Origin of the sequence: Pseudomonas sp. 06C 126, from assembly GCF_001855215.1 — a bacterium.
GTDB classification, from domain to species: domain Bacteria; phylum Pseudomonadota; class Gammaproteobacteria; order Pseudomonadales; family Pseudomonadaceae; genus Aquipseudomonas; species Aquipseudomonas proteolytica.
This window is the reverse complement of record NZ_MIFU01000083.1, coordinates 43,239-58,923: the sequence shown is the minus strand read 5'-3', so window position 1 is coordinate 58,923 and position 15,685 is coordinate 43,239. Positions and strand designations below refer to the sequence as shown.

The following is a 15,685-nucleotide window of genomic DNA, read 5'->3' as shown; positions in this document are numbered from 1 at the left end:
CCGAATACACCGTTACCTGTTGCCACAACTACAACAAGCTCAGGAGCAACCCCATGAATAACCTGAAACTCGCCACCCGCCGTTGGTGGTACATCATGCCCATCGTCTTCATTACCTACAGCCTGGCGTACCTGGACCGCGCCAACTACGGCTTTGCCGCCGCCTCCGGCATGGCCGAAGACTTGATGATTACCCCGGGCATGTCTTCACTGCTCGGCGCACTGTTTTTCCTTGGCTACTTTTTCTTCCAGGTGCCGGGCGCGATCTACGCCCAGCGGCGCAGCGTGAAGAAGCTGATCTTCGTCAGCCTGATCCTCTGGGGCGGCCTGGCCACGCTGACCGGGGTGGTGTCCAACGCCTATATGCTGATCGCCATCCGCTTTTTGCTCGGGGTGGTCGAGGCCGCAGTGATGCCGGCGATGCTGGTGTACCTGTGCCATTGGTTCACCCGTGCCGAACGCTCGCGCGCCAATACCTTCCTGATCCTTGGCAACCCGGTGACCATGTTGTGGATGTCGGTCGTGTCGGGTTACCTGGTTCAGCATTACAGCTGGCGCTGGATGTTTATCGTCGAAGGCTTGCCGGCGGTGTTCTGGGCCTTTATCTGGTGGCGCCTGGCCGATGAGCGCCCAGCGGATGCCAAATGGCTGAGTGCCGGCGAGAAACACGACCTGGAAACCGCCCTGGCCGCCGAGCAGGTGGGTCTCAAGGCGGTGAAAAACTATGCCGAAGCCTTCCGCTCGCCCAAGGTCATCATCCTGGCGTTGCAATTCTTTTGCTGGAGCATCGGCGTCTACGGCTTTGTGCTGTGGCTGCCTTCGATCCTCAAGGCGGGCCTGCAGATGGATATGGTCGAAGCCGGCTGGTTATCGGCGCTGCCTTACCTCGCCGCGGTGATTGCCATGCTGCTGGTGTCCTGGGGCTCGGACAAGCTGCAAAAACGTAAACGCTTTGTGTGGCCGCCACTGCTGATCGCCTCCATCGCGTTCTACGGTTCCTACCTGCTGGGGGCCGAACACTTCTGGTGGTCCTACACCCTGCTGGTGATCGCCGGCGCGTGCATGTATGCGCCCTATGGGCCGTTTTTTGCCATCGTCCCGGAAATCCTCCCGGCCAACGTCGCCGGTGGGGCCATGGCCTTGATCAACAGCATGGGCGCGCTGGGCTCGTTTGGCGGCTCGTACCTGGTGGGCTACCTCAACAGCAGCACCGGCTCGCCGGGCGCGTCGTACCTGCTGATGAGCGGTGCGTTGCTGCTGTCGGTGGTGCTGACGATTTTCCTCAAGACCGGTGCACGTGAACCCTCCCCGACAGCACCGTTGCATTCCCTGGATTTGAAGGTAAGAACCTGATGAAAAAGCATGTCGTGTTGTACAAGAAACTCTCCGCGCCGCTGATGGCCCGCCTGCACGAAGCGGCCCAGGTCACGCTGATTGAAAACCTCGGCCCCACCGGCCTGGCACAATTGCGTGATGCCTTGCCCAGCGCCCACGGCTTGCTGGGCGCCAGCCTGCGCCTGGATGCGAACCTGCTGGACCTGGCACCGCAGCTGGAGGCGGTGGCCAGTGTTTCGGTGGGCGTTGATAACTACGACATCGACTACCTGACCCACCGCGGCATCCTGCTGAGCAACACCCCTGATGTGCTCACCGAAACCACCGCCGACACCGGTTTTGCGCTGATCCTGGCCACCGCCCGACGCGTGGTGGAGTTGGCGAATATGGTGCGCGCCGGCAACTGGAACCAGAACATCGGCCCCCTGCACTTTGGCAGCGATGTGCATGGCAAGACCCTGGGCATCATTGGCATGGGGCGTATTGGCGAAGCGCTGGCACAGCGTGGGCACTTTGGCTTTGGCATGCCGGTGATCTACCACAGCCACTCGCCCAAGCCTGCGGTAGATCAGCGGTTTGACGCGCAATACCACAGCTTGCCGGATCTGCTGCAGCAAGCCGATTTTGTTTGCCTGACATTGCCGTTGACTGCCGAGACTCAGGGGTTGATTGGCGCCAAGGAGTTCGCGCTTATGGGGCCGGAGACGATTTTCATCAATATCTCCCGGGGCAAAGTGGTGGACGAAGCGGCACTGGTCGAAGCCCTGCAACAGCGGACGATTCGCGCTGCGGGTCTGGATGTGTTCGAGCGTGAGCCGTTGAATCACGACTCGCCGTTGCTGCGTTTGAGCAACGTGGTGGCGACCCCCCATATCGGCTCTGCGACCCACGAAACCCGCGAAGCCATGGCCAAATGTGCGGTGGACAACCTGCTGGCAGCACTGGCCGGCGAACGCCCGAAAAACCTGGTGAACACCGGCGCCTGGAAGCAATGAGCCTGGCCTGATTGGTGAGAGGACTCGTCTGTGGTGAGAGGACTTGTCTGTGGCGAGCGGGCTTGCCCCGCGCTGGGCGGCAAAGCCGCCCCAACAGCCTCACCCTGTTCTGCCAGGTACACCAAGGTGGCTGGTTCCGGGGCAGCAGCCGCAGCCCCCCACTTTCCCCACCAGTCGTTAGATCACGAAACGCGCCACCATACCGTTCAAGTCCACCGCCAGGCGCGACAGTTCGTGGCTGGCGGCGCTGGTCTGGTTGGCACCGGCCGCCGATTGGGTGGCCAGGTCGCGGATGTTCACCAGGTTGCGGTCCACTTCCCGTGATACCTGGGCCTGCTCTTCAGAGGCGCTGGCGATCACCAGGTTGCGCTCGTTGATCAGGCTGATGGACTGGGTGATCTGCTCCAGCGCCACACCCGCCGCGCGGGCCATTTCCAAAGTGCTTTGGGTACGCTGGTTGCTCTGCTGCATGGATTGCACCGCTTCACCCGTACCGTTCTGGATCCCGGCCACCATCTTCTCGATCTCTTGAGTCGACTGCTGGGTGCGATGGGCCAGGGCGCGCACTTCATCGGCCACTACGGCAAACCCACGCCCGGCTTCACCGGCGCGTGCGGCCTCGATGGCCGCGTTGAGGGCCAGCAGGTTGGTTTGCTCGGCAATCGCGCGAATCACGTCCAGTACCTTGCCAATATCACGGCCCTGGGTCGCCAGGCCTTCGATCAACACCGAGGTGTTCTGCACGTCCTGGGTCATGGTCTGGATCGCGCCCACGGTTTCCACCACACGGTCGCGCCCTTCCCGCGCGGCCTGGTTCGACTGGGTCGAGGCCTCGGAGGTCGACACCGCGTTGCGCGCCACTTCCTCTACGGCGGCGGTCATTTCATTGACCGCCGTGGCGGCCTGGTCGATTTCATTGTTCTGCTGCTGCAAGCCCTTGGAGGCTTCCTCGGTAACTGCGCTCAGCTCTTCGGCGGCCGAGGCCAATTGCGTAGCTGAGCCGGCGATGTGCTGGATGGTCTGGCGCAGGTTGTTCTGCATGGTCGCCAGGGCACCGATCAGGCGGGCCGGCTCGTCCTGGCCGTCGTCCTCGATGGCTTTGCTCAGGTCGCCACTGGAGATGGTCTCGGCGGCCGCCACGGCCTTGCGCAGGGGCGTAACGATGCTGCGAGTCAGCAGCCAGGCAAGCAATACAGTCATCAGCGCCGCGACCACCGCCACCACGATGATCCCGCTGATCGCATCGCTATAGCTGCGCCCGGCGTCTTCGCCGGCCTGTTTGGCATCGGCGGCATTGATCGCAATCAACTGGTTCAGTTGTTCACCCATCCGATCGGTGCCGTCCTTGATCCGGCTGTTGATCAGGGCGCGCATCTCCTCGACTTTGTTCTGCTGGGACAGCGCAAGCATTTCGGCCTGGGCTTTGAGGTAGTTGTCGAGCGTGGCCGCAAAGGTCTTGTACAGCGCGGCTTCTTCGGCGCCGGCCGGCATCGCGGCATAACCTGCCTGGGCTTGGCGGGCCTTGTCGACCAGCACCCCGATGCGCGTTTGGGCATCTTGCAGGGCTGCCGGCTCACGATTGACCAAGATACGGAAGGACAGAATGCGCAGGCGCAACACGTTCTCGGTCATATTGGCCAGGTAGCCGACACTCGGCAGTTGGTTGGCGCCCATGTCCAACGCGGCCTGGCGAATCAGCGTCATGCGGTTGACGGCAAACACCCCTAGAACAATCACAAGCAACGCAATAAACGCAAAACCGAGAAACGCCCGAGGTGCGATGTTCAAATTACGGAGGGACATAGGAAAGCTCTCAAGAAGGGATGGCTGCGAGCGTCCTTGCCGCGACACGGTCACTGTGCGTCAACGCACACAGGTGACTGTTCGGCGCCACTGTTGTAAGGGTTATGTGGGCCTATAAGGGATATCGGCAGGCTTGAGGCTTTTTGCACGGATCCGAGAAATATATTTTCACACTTTTGACAGCGGGCGCTTTCTGGCATCCTGCGCGTCCATTTTCTGACCCGAGCACGTATTTTGTCTGACGCTCAAGCCCCCCGCCCCCGCTATAAATCGGACCTGATCTATGGTCTGGAAGACCGTCCGCACTTCACCGCGGCGATTTTTGCCGCCCTGCAGCACGTGCTCGCCAGCTTTGTTGGGATCATTACCCCGACCCTGATCGTCGGCGGCGTGCTGGGCCTGGAAAGCGAAGTTCCCTACCTGGTCAGCATGGCCCTGTTCGTCTCGGGCCTGGGCACGTTTGTCCAGGCGCGGCGCTTTGGTCCGGTGGGCTCGGGCTTGTTGTGCCTGCAAGGCACCAGCTTTTCGTTTATCAGCGTGATTCTCAGTGCCGGGTTCATGGTCAAGGCCCGGGGCGGCGGCACCGATGAGATCCTGTCGACGATCTTTGGCATCTGCTTCTTTGCAGCGTTTATCGAAGTGGTGCTCAGCCAGTTCATCGGAAAATTGCGCAAACTGATCACCCCGGTGGTTACCGGCACCATCATCACCTTGATGGGCCTGTCGTTGATCAAGGTCGCCGTCACTGACATGGCCGGCGGCTACGGCGCCGCCGACCTGGGTGCCGCCAGCAATATGGGGTTGGCCGCCCTGGTGTTGGTGACCATCGTGGTGCTCAACCGCTTCAATAACCCATTCCTGCGTCTGGGCTCGATTGTCATCGGCCTCACCCTGGGGTTTGTCGTGGCCTGGTGGCTGGGCCGGGTCGACCTGGCGGCATTGCCCCAGGTGCCGTTGGTCAGCGTGCCGGTGCCGTTCAAGTACGGATTTTCGTTTGATTGGGTGGCGTTTATCCCGGTAGCCGTGATCTTCCTGATTTCCCCGCTGGAGGCGGCCGGAGATCTGACAGCTAACTCGATGATTTCCCAGCAACCGGTCAAAGGCCCGCTGTACATCAAGCGCATCAAGTCTGGCCTGCTGGCTGACGGCCTGAACTCGGTGATGGCCGCCACCTTCAATAGCCTGCCGATGGTGACCTTCGCCCAGAACAACGGCGTGATCCAGTTGACCGGCGTGGCCAGCCGCTATGTGGCGTATTTCATTGCCGGCCTGCTGGTGCTGCTCGGTCTGTTCCCGATGATTGGCGCGGTCTTGCAATTGATGCCCAAGCCGGTGCTGGGTGGCGCGACCCTGATCATGTTCGGTACCGTGGCCGTGGCCGGGATCAAGATCCTCGCCGAGGCCGGGCTGCATCGACGCAATGTGCTGATCGTGGCCATTTCCCTGGGGATGGGCCTGGGTGTGGCGGCGGTGCCAGAAGTGCTGCGCGAGTTGCCCAAGGCCCTGCATAACATCTTCGAGTCGCCGATTACCGTCGGTGCATTCTGTGCGATCCTGCTGAACATCTTCCTGCCTGAAGAGTTCATAGAGTTGCAGGAAGATGAATTTGATCCGGAAGCCTCGACCCTCAAAGTGATGCAGGACCCGGCCCCGACGAAATAGGAACCCTTATGCGCAGATTGATCGGCCTGACCCTATCCCTGGTATTGCTCAGCCTGAGCGCCTGCGCCCTGTTCCCCGACCGTGACGCGCTGCATATCAATGTGGTGGGCATCGAACCGTTGCAGAGCCAGGACCTGGAAGTGCGGTTTGCGGTCAAGCTGCGGGTGCAGAACCCCAACGAAACAGCGATCGACTACAACGGCGTGGCCCTGGACCTGGAGGTCAATGGACGGCCACTGGCGGCCGGGGTCAGCGATCAACAGGGATCGATCCCGCGCTTTTCTGAGACGGTGCTGACAGTCCCGGTCAGCGTTTCGGCATTTTCCGTGCTGCGCCAGACCCTTGGCCTGAGCCAGACCCAGAGCTTGAACAACCTGCCCTATGTCCTGCGCGGCAAGCTGGCCGGTGGCTTGTTTGGCACCGTGCGTTTTGTTGATCGCGGGACGCTGGACCTGCCCACCACAGTGACGTGGTAAACAACATGGACACCTTGCCCACCCTGCACACCGAACGCCTGATCCTGCAACCGCTGACCCTGGACGACGCCGAGGGTATCCAGCAACAGTTTCCCCACTGGGAGGTGGTGCGTTACCTCAATGCCTTGGTGCCCTGGCCCTACCCGGCCGATGGCGCCCGCAGCTTCCTGGAGCAAATAGCCTTGCCGGCCATGGTCGAGGGGCGCGAGTGGCACTGGTCGATCCGCCTGCGCGAAGAGCCCGGGCAGTTGATCGGCAATGTGAGCCTGATGGATGAGCTGGATAACAACCGGGGCTTCTGGCTGGCCCCGCATTGGCAAGGTCAGGGGCTAATGAGCGAAGCCAGTGCGGCGGTGACCGAGTATTGGTTCAAGGTGCTCGAACGCCCACTGCTGCGGGTGCCCAAGGCCGCGCCGAACCTGGGGTCGCGCAGGATTTCGGAAAAAACCCGGATGCGCTTGATCCGCACGGAAGAAGGACGCTTCGTGGCGGGGGTATTCCCCAAGGAAATTTGGGAAATCACCCGCGAAGAATGGATGAAACAACCCCTGTAGGAGCGGGCTTGCCCGCGATAGCGGTATACCAGCCAGCACATGTAGTGACTGAACTACCGCAATCGCCGGCCCCTACTTGGCCGCCATCAGTCGGTTGACTTCACTGCGCACCATGTTGGCAAACTCCGGTGGCGACATGCCGTCCAATTCCGAGCGGACCCATTCAGCCCATTTGCCCTTGCGTTTGGAGCGCTCGCCAAACAGTCGGGCGCCCTCGCCTTTGGCCTTGCCCAGGTTGCTTTGCCACAAGTCGTACAGGCGCGACTTTTCATCTTCAAGCGCAGCGCGCTCGGCAAGGGGCTTGTTAGCCAGATTGAAGCTCATGTGGAATTACCTGCTGCACAAATAGGTGACATCTTACACTGTAGGTCGAAAGGTCCGAATTCGGATTTTATCCCGTGCTGAGAGTCAGCGAAAAAAACTGCAACTTTTAGCCTACTGCAAGACTCCATTGTTCACTGCCCACTTACCCCGCAAGGAGCTACTCAATGGCCCGTAAAACCGCCGCCCAAGCAGTCGAAGAGCAAATCAAGGACCAGGCGTTCAGCGAACTCCAGGCCCTGATCGAAGAATCGGACAAACTGCTCAAAAGCAGCGCGTCGCTGGTGGGAGAAGAAGGTGAAACCCTGCGCGAGCAGGTCGCGATCAAGCTCAAGCAGGCCCTGGACTCGGTGTCCAACGTGCGTGAGCGCAGCAAGCCGGTGGTCGATGCTACCGAAACCTACATCGGTGGCCACCCGTGGCAGACGGTGGCAATCTCGGCCGGTTTCGGCCTGGTCGTCGGCCTGTTGCTGGGCCGTCGCCACTGATAACGGTCATCACTGGCGCGGCGTCGTCCGCGCCGGTGTTCAGGCCTGGGCCAACGCCCGCAAGCGCTCCAACTCTTCACCGTCGATGATAATCCCCTCCTCCTCAGACCTGGCCCGCGCCCGATGACGGCGGTCGCCCGGCAAACGTCGTAACCCTGCTGCATGCATCTGGCGCACCAGTTCCTGGCTGCGTTCGGCAAAGCCCTGGCCAGCGTTTTTGCTCGGGTCGATGACGATCAGCAACTGGCCGGTCCAGGGCGTCTTGGCGCCGGGATGGTTGGACCAGTCGAACTCAAAGGAAAAATTGCCCCCCGTCAATGCGGCCGCCAACAGTTCAACCATCATCGACAAGGCCGAGCCCTTGTGCCCACCGAACGGCAGCAACGCGCCCCCTTCAAGGATGGCCCGAGGGTCCTGGGTCGGCTGGCCCAGGCTGTCGACACCGGTGCCAGGTGGCACGCGCTCGCCCTTGCGCGCGGCGATCTGCACGTCGCCATGGGCAATGGCGCTGGTGGCCAGGTCAAACACAATCGGCGGCCCATCGGCACGGGGCGCGGCGAACGCGATGGGATTGGTGCCGAACAAGGGGCGATCTGCGCCGTGAGGCACCACACAGGTCATGCTGTTGACCACACTCAGCGCCACCAGCCCTTCCTCGGCGAAAGGCTCTACATCGGGCCAGAGCGCCGCAAAGTGATGGGAGTTGCGAATGGCCAATACCGCGATCCCGGCGCTGCGGGCCTTTTGCACTAACAGCGGGCGCGCTGCTGCCAGGGCCGGCTGCGCAAAACCATTGTCGGCATCGACCCGGACAAAGCCTGACGCGACATCTTCGACCTGCGGCACGGCCATACCATTGACCCAGCCGCTGTTCAGCGTCGAGACGTAGCCAGGTATACGAAAGACCCCATGGCTGTGCGCGCCGTCCCGTTCGGCACGGGCGCAGTTATCGGCCAGGACAGCGGCCACATCGGGCGAGGTGCCATGACGAATGAAGATGCGTGTAAGCAGGGCCACCAGTTCGCTGAAGGCCATGGATGTGTTTGCAGTAACGGGCGTGGCTGACATCTGAAGCTCCGGAATTGTTATTGGAGGGGGCTACAGCCTGCTGGACTCAACGCCCTGATTAAACAACGCCCGGCAACCCGCCTGTCAACACCTGTGCGGGCTCGCGGCCTATTTATTTAGCGCCGCTGCGCCCATCGGTACTCGTAGGCTTTGCCCTTCCTCAAGCCAGTGCACAAACGATCATGGACGACCAGCCTCTACCCTATTTTTTCCCCGAAGCGTTACGGGTGATCAAGCGTTTGAACGAGCGTGAGCGACAACGCGGCATTACCGAAAAGGATCGGGAATTCCTGCGCAATCTGTTTTTTGTCGATGCCGATGCACGCAAGGCGCAAACCCCGCCAATGATTGCCGAACGGTTGTTGATCAACTTGCCGGGGCACGAGCCGGTCGAATTGGCCGGCGCCTTCATGATGAGTTCCGAAGACGCCTACACCCCTGTGTTTTTCTACGGCCCGCAAACCGGGCTGGAGAAGTTCAGTGATGCCAGGCAACTGCTCGATACCCTGGAAAAACGCCTGCTGGACGATGCACAACGGGGCGAACTCCTGCACTTCCTGGCCCTGGACGACCGCATAGGCCTGGACTTCAAGCCCGGCGCCAGCCTCACCCGACAGTTGATCACGGGCAACGTATTTGATGAACAGCGAGCCTGTATCGAACGTGGCCAGAACCGCACCGTGCAGACCCTGCTCAATGAATTGAGCAAGCTGCCATTGGTGGCAACCCTGCTGGACCAGTTGTTGTCCAGCACCTTGCGCAAGCCCTTCCCGAGCGTGGACCAGCGCAAGACCCATGTATTTTTTTACGCACGGGTTTCATCATCCACCGACCAGGAAAAATGGGTAAATGCCCTGTTGTTGCGTGATGCCCTACTGCTGTTCCACCGCCAGCATGCCTGGCCGGTGGGGCTGCGCCGGGTCTACACCAACCCCGAGATATTGTCGCCCTCAGGCACCAGCCCCCAGGCGCGCGACCTCAGCCGCTGGGACGATGGCATCCAGCAAGCGTCCGATCAACTGCGCCTGTATCTGAACAACTCACTGCTCACTTACTGGAACACCGACGTTTACGCCGGGTGGTCCAGGCGCGAATACTTTGCCCAGGCCATGAGCGATAAATCCAGGGTCGACTTACTGCTCAAGCGTCAGCAGGAGATCTTCACTCCCGGACAGTGGCAGCAACTGAACGCGCTCTACCAGCCCGTCGAACGCGAGCACGGGCCGTTGACTGAAAAAGTCCGCCTGTGGGAGCACACCTCTTACTATGTCGAGCTGGCCAGCACGCTGGTGGTCACTCATCCCGACGCCTACCTCTACACCCAGTCCAGAGGTTGGCAAGTGCTCAAGGACGAGCACGACTTGCAGGCCACGCTCAAGGCAATGGCCGTTGCGCAGGGGCATGAGGATGATTTCTTCGGGTTTTTGTCACTGGAAGAGCGGGCACGGTTTGTCGGGTTTGAAAACCCGCAGTTCAGCTCGGTGCCGTTCACTGGGCCGGTATTCAGCACCTTGTTGGAAACGGTCATCGGCAAACAGCAACAGAACCTCGAATACTGCCTGGACCTGTACCGACGCAACCAGGGTACGGTCAACGCCTACGCCATGCTGGATTACGGCCTGGATATCCGCGCGATGCTCGACCACAGGTTACGGGCACTGGACGCCGAGGGACGCTGGAGCACCCATCCTTGCGCGCCGTCGGTGCCGGCGGAAAAGGCCCGCCTGACCCACCGGCGATTGCACAGCGTCAGCCATGCGCTGGACACCCTGATAGCGCAGGTTCCCAGCCTGGAGCGCGTCATCAGCGAGCAGTTGCATGCCACATTCCCGGCCGCTGAGGTGGCCGCGCTCAACCCACAAGACCTTTTTATCAATCGCTATGCTGGCAATGCCGACGCCCAGGAGCGGCGCACGCCACAGTCCAGCCAGAGCCTGTTGGTGCACTGTGTCGCCCGCCTGCTGCACCAGGCAAAGGCCATCCCTGACACTGCGCAATACGGGGTATATGGACCACGGACTCGCGGCCAGGCCACGAAAAGACCGGACCTGGACATTGTCCGCCTCAATAGTATGGTCACCCAGTGGCTAGCCGGTCTGAGCCGCCAGCCCGCCGCGCAAATCCCCCGTGCGGGCCTGGAGGCCTTGACCCCCAAGCTGGCGCACAGCATGTCCGTGGGGATTCTTGAAGAGGCACGGCTCAGAGGGCTGGACAAGACCCTTGATGAGCGCGATATCCAGATCCTGCAAACGATGCTGGATCCGGACAACACAGTGCGCGGACAGGATCCTGTGTTGAAAGGCTTCACCCCACAAGCATTCACAGTGTCAGTGTTGCCCGCTGGCCAGACCAGCCTGCTGCGACTGACCAACTGTTTTGTGCTCACTGAACGCGGGGGCCTCGATCATTACCACTCCGGGCATGCGCTGCTGTGGACGCCGGCGGCAGGCGTGGAAGCCTTCGCTTCGATCAGCGACTTGCGCGAGGTCCTGGCTCAACGGCTACGCAGCCCGGCCCAGCGCCTGGGCCTGCTGGAAAACCTCTCGGCCTTGCAGCACATCCCCCATCGACGTTATGAGCTGGGGCCGTTGCAATTGATGACCAAGCCCGCATTGCAGCAATGCCAGCAATCCTGGATCGAGCATTATCTTGCCCAACGCCAACACACCCTGACGCTCAAGGCCCAAGCCTCGTCGCTGGCCCAGGCTCTGGGACAACTGCGCAGCGAAGTCCCCGCCAATAACCTGCAGCGCGCGATGGACATCGCACGCCTGGCAGAGCTGCGGCACTCACTGCACAACCGGCTGGGCGCAGCGCCGCCCAGGGAGCAACGGCGCCAGGCCGAGATATTGGAGCAATATCGCATCCACACCTCGCACGGCCGGGACTATCTCTACGAGCTTGATTCGTTGCGTCAACATGTGGAGAACCGCCTGAACGACATGCTCGTCGATTACTCAACCTATGCCACGGGCGTCGAGATTGTGCCCAGGCTGGCGCTGGCAGGACGGCGCCAAAGCCTGCTGGATTTCGCCATGGGCCCCACCAGTGCGCAAGCGCCCGAATTTGACGTGGTGTCCCTGGCCACCGGGCTGACGCAAACCGTGGTGCGTCAGATGCTGACGCAATTGAATATCCAGAGCGACTATTACACGTACCTGAATCAAAAACTGTCGGCGGGCGCAGCCGGTGTCGCACAGCGCTTGCAGGATTTCAGCCAGCAGTTGCCCTGGCAACTGTTGCAACACGCCCATGCCCTCAAGTTGCAAGAGCGCCTGTCAGATGTGGGTTTCGAACTGCTGCAACAGGCATTCGACATGCCGGATGCGGTGGCCCGTGCACTGGTGCCAGGCACCACGGCCCAGGTCAGGCCCCTGGAATTGCTCGCCACCGCCGGCGCTTCGCTGGCCCCGGCCCTGGGGCTGTACTTCATCAGCGCCGGGCGCGGGGGGCCGCAGGTGTTGTACGCGCCCTATCACCCAACCTTGAGCTTGCGCGAGTTCGAAAGCGAGGCGCAGTTCGTGCAAGCCCTGAATACTCCAGGCGCCCTGCAAGACTGGGTGCTCAGGCGGCTGGCTGCGCCCCAGGACGCCACCTATCGAAACCTGTTGGCCAGTTCCCAAGGCGCTACCTCGGAGATCACCCTGGGATTCAATCCGATCCAGGGCAACCTGCTGGGCCGCCTGTTCGACGATAACCGCCAGTTACTCCTCAATCTGCTGGGTGCCCAATTGATCCAAGGGGCCGAGGCCGAGTGGCAAACCCTCACCCAGGTGCTCGATGGCACTGCGGGCCGGATGCTCGGCTTGCTGCCCGGCAAGCTGGCACTGCCTTGGGCCATCTGGCAAAGCATTTCACTGTTCACTGAGTCCGCAGAGGCCTTGCAGGACCAGCACTGGGGCCTGGCCTTGCAGACGTTCATCAACGGGCTGGGACAAATGGCCGCGCTCGGCCAGGCCTTGCAGGACGCCAAGGCTTTGATCTTCGACCCGGCGCAGCAACCCCCCGTCGCGCCGACGCAACCCTCGGCCAATTGGTCGACACTGGACATCACCGCCCCACAGCGCACCCTGCTGTCGCCCAGCGAAGTGCACGATGTGGGATTGACGGGTATGACGCTCAATACATTCAACGGGACTTACCAGCATAAAGGCGTGCCGTACATTGCGCTGGCGGGCAAGGTCTACCGGGTAGAGAGCCTCGGTACGTTCTGGCGGATCAAGACGGCCGCTAACCATGGCCCGTTTGTCTATCGCGACAGCGCGGGCCAATGGCGCCTCGACACCCGGCAAAAGATCGCGCGCTATGGCCAGGCCTTGGGCCGCCTGCAGGACCGGGCAGATGTCAGCGCCTCAGCCCGTACCACCATGAATATCGAAGCGATCGGCATGAAGGCGATTCGCCGGTTGTATCCCCAGCGGGCCAGGATGATTGTGGAGGCCATGGACCTGGCAACGTTTTATGTGCAGAACTGCAAGCTGAACCTGGCGTTACTGGCGCCAGGCATCGCGCCGGTGACCCGTATACATCGCTTCGTCAACAGCTTCTTCGGGATCGATATCAACCCGGACCAGGGGCCTCAAGAGATTGCCCCGGCCCTGGTGCAAAAGCTGCATCGCGTCGTCGACCAGATTCTCGCCGGCCTGCTGGACCCCAGCCTGTATGCACTCGATTCGAAGCGGTTCGTGGTGGGGTCCCATCGAATCGACCCACAGAACAACTGGGGCTTCACCATCGACAAAGATCCGGACCGGCGGATCTTTTTGACTGAGCACTTTTTTGCACCGCCCTTCAGCGACTACGACAATCGTCTGACCGACTACTTCGACCGGGAGGTCCATGCGCGGGCCACGCTGTTGATTCACGAGTTGAGCCATCTGGTGGCCACGACGGCCGATGCAGCGTACCTGGACTCGGTGATGCCGTTTTCCGATCTGATCGAGACACTGACCCAGGCCGGGCGCGAGTTGGCCGCCTACCAGAAAAATCGGCAAACCACGGGGTATTCGCGCAGGACGCCCGTCAGCCAATTGTTCAAGTACGTGGACGTCGCGGGCAACGTCTGGAGAGACTTCGGCTCGACACCTGAAACCGAATACATCAGGGATCAGATCCTGCGTACTACGGGCGGTGTGGACCTGAGTAATGCGAGGGGGATATTCATGACCAATCTCGGCAAACGAGTCGACACTATCCTGGATAATGCCGACTCGGTGGCGTTCCTGATCAGTAACCTGGGACGTCAATTGGACCCGGTGCCTTTCGATCGAAAGGCGTCCGCGCACTGATCGGTTTGCGATCAGTCTTTCTGGTCGCGTGTCACATTGCCCGAGGCGCCATCGACACGGAACTCATAGACGCTGCCGTCAGCTTTGCGCCCCTTGCCTTCCCAATAACCGTCGTTATCGGCTTCGATACTGTAGACCTCGATGTAGCCGGCCTTGGTCTTGGCAGTCTCGATGGCTTTTTCGATGGTGATCCAGCCTGCACCTGGCTTATCGGCCAGGGCGGCGCCAGCGCCGAGCAAGGTGGCTGTGGCAAGCATGGCGGTGAGGGTTTTCTTCAGCATTTTCTTACTCCGTTATAGAGAATGACTTACAGATCCAGATTTTTAGGGTGTTTGCGGGCCCAATTAGTTCCACATTGATGCTCATTCGCCATGATGGCTGTTCTCGGCACCCTACCGGGAAGGTTAGAATGTACGAAATCAGGAAGCACCAATGACCCAACAGCCTTTTTCAGAAGCCGAATATGATGCCGTCACCGATGCCGCCGCGCATTGGTGCATGCGCCTGCACGCTTTTGATTGCACAGAGGCCGAGCGGCAGGCTTTCGAACAGTGGCACGATGCGCATCCCCTGCATGCCTTCGAATATGCCGCCATGCTGGAAATCTGGGATGTGGCCGACCATCTGCCACGCACAGGCCAACCTTCCCCGCCCGTTGCACTGGCGCCGCCGCCCAGCCGCTGGCGCAACTACGCCGTAGCTGCGGCCATCTCGTTGGTGGCCCTGCCCCTGGCCGCCTTCACTGGCTGGGAAGCGGGCTGGCTGCCCAGTTCCTATGAACATTACGATGCCGAAAACGGCCTGCGCCAAGTGACGCTGGCCGATGGCAGTGTGGTGGAGCTGAACCTGGGTACCGAACTGGTCTACAGCAACTATAAAAACGAACGCCGGGCCACCCTGAAAAAGGGCGAAGCGTTCTTCAATATCAGCCATGACCGCCAACACCCGTTTGTGGTGCGCGCCGGCGCCGGGCAGATCCGTGTGACAGGCACCCAGTTCAACGTCTGGAAGTATGACGATCAGGTGCGGGTCATGCTGCTCGAAGGCTCGGTGAAGATCACCAGCGATGCCAGCCACAGCGGGCTGAACCTGACGCCCGGGATGCAAGCCAGTTACAACCGCGGTGACGCGCAGCCACAGCTCCAGGCGTTCTCTCCCCATGATCCGGCACTGGCCTGGCGCACGGGCAAGTTGATCCTCGACAACCTGGCACTGGCGGATGCCTTGCCCCTGATCAACCGCTACCTCAACAAACCGGTGATGCTGGCCGATACCAGTACCGGCAATATCCGTATTGGCGGGATCTACGATATCCATGAAGTCACCCATCTGGTGTCCTCCCTGCCCAAGGTGCTGCCGGTCTATCTGACCCAGAACCAGGATGGCAACACCGTGCTCAACTCCATACCGCGCAAAGCACCGAAGATCTGAGCAGCACGCTCTGCCCAGGGTGTTGCTCGCGCCGCTGTGTCCACTTTTGAAACACTCAACGCCGCGCAACCGCCCTGTGGCTGCGGATTCATCGATTCGTCATCGATAGTGTTGCTTTGCTGAAACACCCCCTTCCCCCTGCAAGGCGCTGGTCATCCGCCGGCATCCTGTTTCATGCCTGATACACCCCACGCCACCTCCACCCCGCCATAAATCCCAAGCCATTGAAAAGCTGGAACATATAAAAAGCGGCACAGCTTCTGCT

The 15,685-nt window shown here is 61.0% G+C and carries 12 protein-coding genes; 8 read left to right on the top strand and 4 right to left on the bottom strand.

Annotated features, from left to right (window positions below; translation table 11 throughout):
- The first annotated feature begins 53 nt into the window (after positions 1-53).
- The gene (locus BHC62_RS13280; RefSeq protein WP_070995274.1) at positions 54-1,352 is read left to right on the top strand and encodes an MFS transporter; all 1,299 of its coding nucleotides are present in this window, start codon (positions 54-56) and stop codon (positions 1,350-1,352) included.
- Positions 1,352-2,329, top strand: a complete 978-nt coding sequence (locus BHC62_RS13275; protein ID WP_070995273.1) for a D-glycerate dehydrogenase — start codon at positions 1,352-1,354, stop codon at positions 2,327-2,329. Before BHC62_RS13280 ends, BHC62_RS13275 begins: the two co-directional genes overlap by 1 nt.
- A gap of 177 nt (positions 2,330-2,506) precedes the next feature.
- Here the strand turns inward: BHC62_RS13275 and BHC62_RS13270 are convergent, their stop codons facing one another.
- Positions 2,507-4,132: a methyl-accepting chemotaxis protein gene (locus BHC62_RS13270; RefSeq protein ID WP_070995272.1), complete on the bottom strand. Its 1,626-nt coding sequence runs from the start codon at positions 4,130-4,132 to the stop codon at positions 2,507-2,509.
- A gap of 234 nt (positions 4,133-4,366) precedes the next feature.
- On the opposite strand from BHC62_RS13270, the gene BHC62_RS13265 reads away from it, so the two are divergent.
- From BHC62_RS13265 to BHC62_RS13255, 3 genes are read left to right on the top strand one after another with little or no spacing between them, the layout of a single operon-like run.
- Positions 4,367-5,794 (top strand): nucleobase:cation symporter-2 family protein, encoded by a 1,428-nt coding sequence (locus tag BHC62_RS13265; protein WP_029291503.1) that lies wholly within the window; start codon positions 4,367-4,369, stop codon positions 5,792-5,794.
- An 8-nt stretch (positions 5,795-5,802) separates the two neighbouring features.
- Entirely contained in the window at positions 5,803-6,270 is a 468-nt protein-coding gene (locus BHC62_RS13260; RefSeq protein ID WP_029291501.1) for an LEA type 2 family protein, read from the top strand.
- A 5-nt stretch (positions 6,271-6,275) separates the two neighbouring features.
- Entirely contained in the window at positions 6,276-6,824 is a 549-nt protein-coding gene (locus BHC62_RS13255; protein ID WP_029291499.1) for a GNAT family N-acetyltransferase, read from the top strand.
- Positions 6,825-6,896: 72 nt separating this feature from the next.
- Here BHC62_RS13255 and BHC62_RS13250 read toward each other — a convergent pair whose 3' ends face one another.
- On the bottom strand, positions 6,897-7,148 hold the full coding sequence (locus BHC62_RS13250) for a hypothetical protein (protein ID WP_029291496.1): 252 nt from the start codon (positions 7,146-7,148) through the stop codon (positions 6,897-6,899).
- A 164-nt stretch (positions 7,149-7,312) separates the two neighbouring features.
- Between BHC62_RS13250 and BHC62_RS13245 the strand changes: the two genes are divergently transcribed.
- Positions 7,313-7,633, top strand: a complete 321-nt coding sequence (locus BHC62_RS13245) for a YqjD family protein (protein ID WP_070995271.1) — start codon at positions 7,313-7,315, stop codon at positions 7,631-7,633.
- A gap of 39 nt (positions 7,634-7,672) precedes the next feature.
- Here the strand turns inward: BHC62_RS13245 and BHC62_RS13240 are convergent, their stop codons facing one another.
- Positions 7,673-8,701 (bottom strand): Ldh family oxidoreductase, encoded by a 1,029-nt coding sequence (locus BHC62_RS13240; protein ID WP_070995270.1) that lies wholly within the window; start codon positions 8,699-8,701, stop codon positions 7,673-7,675.
- A gap of 182 nt (positions 8,702-8,883) precedes the next feature.
- Between BHC62_RS13240 and BHC62_RS13235 the strand changes: the two genes are divergently transcribed.
- Positions 8,884-13,989 carry a DUF6543 domain-containing protein gene (locus BHC62_RS13235; RefSeq protein WP_070995269.1) on the top strand — a complete coding sequence of 1,702 codons (5,106 nt, stop codon included), beginning with the start codon at positions 8,884-8,886 and terminating at the stop codon, positions 13,987-13,989.
- Between the two features lie 11 nt (positions 13,990-14,000).
- On the opposite strand, the gene BHC62_RS13230 is transcribed toward BHC62_RS13235, so the two are convergent.
- Positions 14,001-14,270 (bottom strand): PepSY domain-containing protein, encoded by a 270-nt coding sequence (locus tag BHC62_RS13230; protein ID WP_029291487.1) that lies wholly within the window; start codon positions 14,268-14,270, stop codon positions 14,001-14,003.
- 151 nt (positions 14,271-14,421) lie between these two features.
- Here BHC62_RS13230 and BHC62_RS13225 point away from each other — a divergent pair, with 151 nt between their 5' ends.
- Positions 14,422-15,420 (top strand): FecR family protein, encoded by a 999-nt coding sequence (locus tag BHC62_RS13225; RefSeq protein WP_029291486.1) that lies wholly within the window; start codon positions 14,422-14,424, stop codon positions 15,418-15,420.
- Positions 15,421-15,685: the final 265 nt, after the last annotated feature.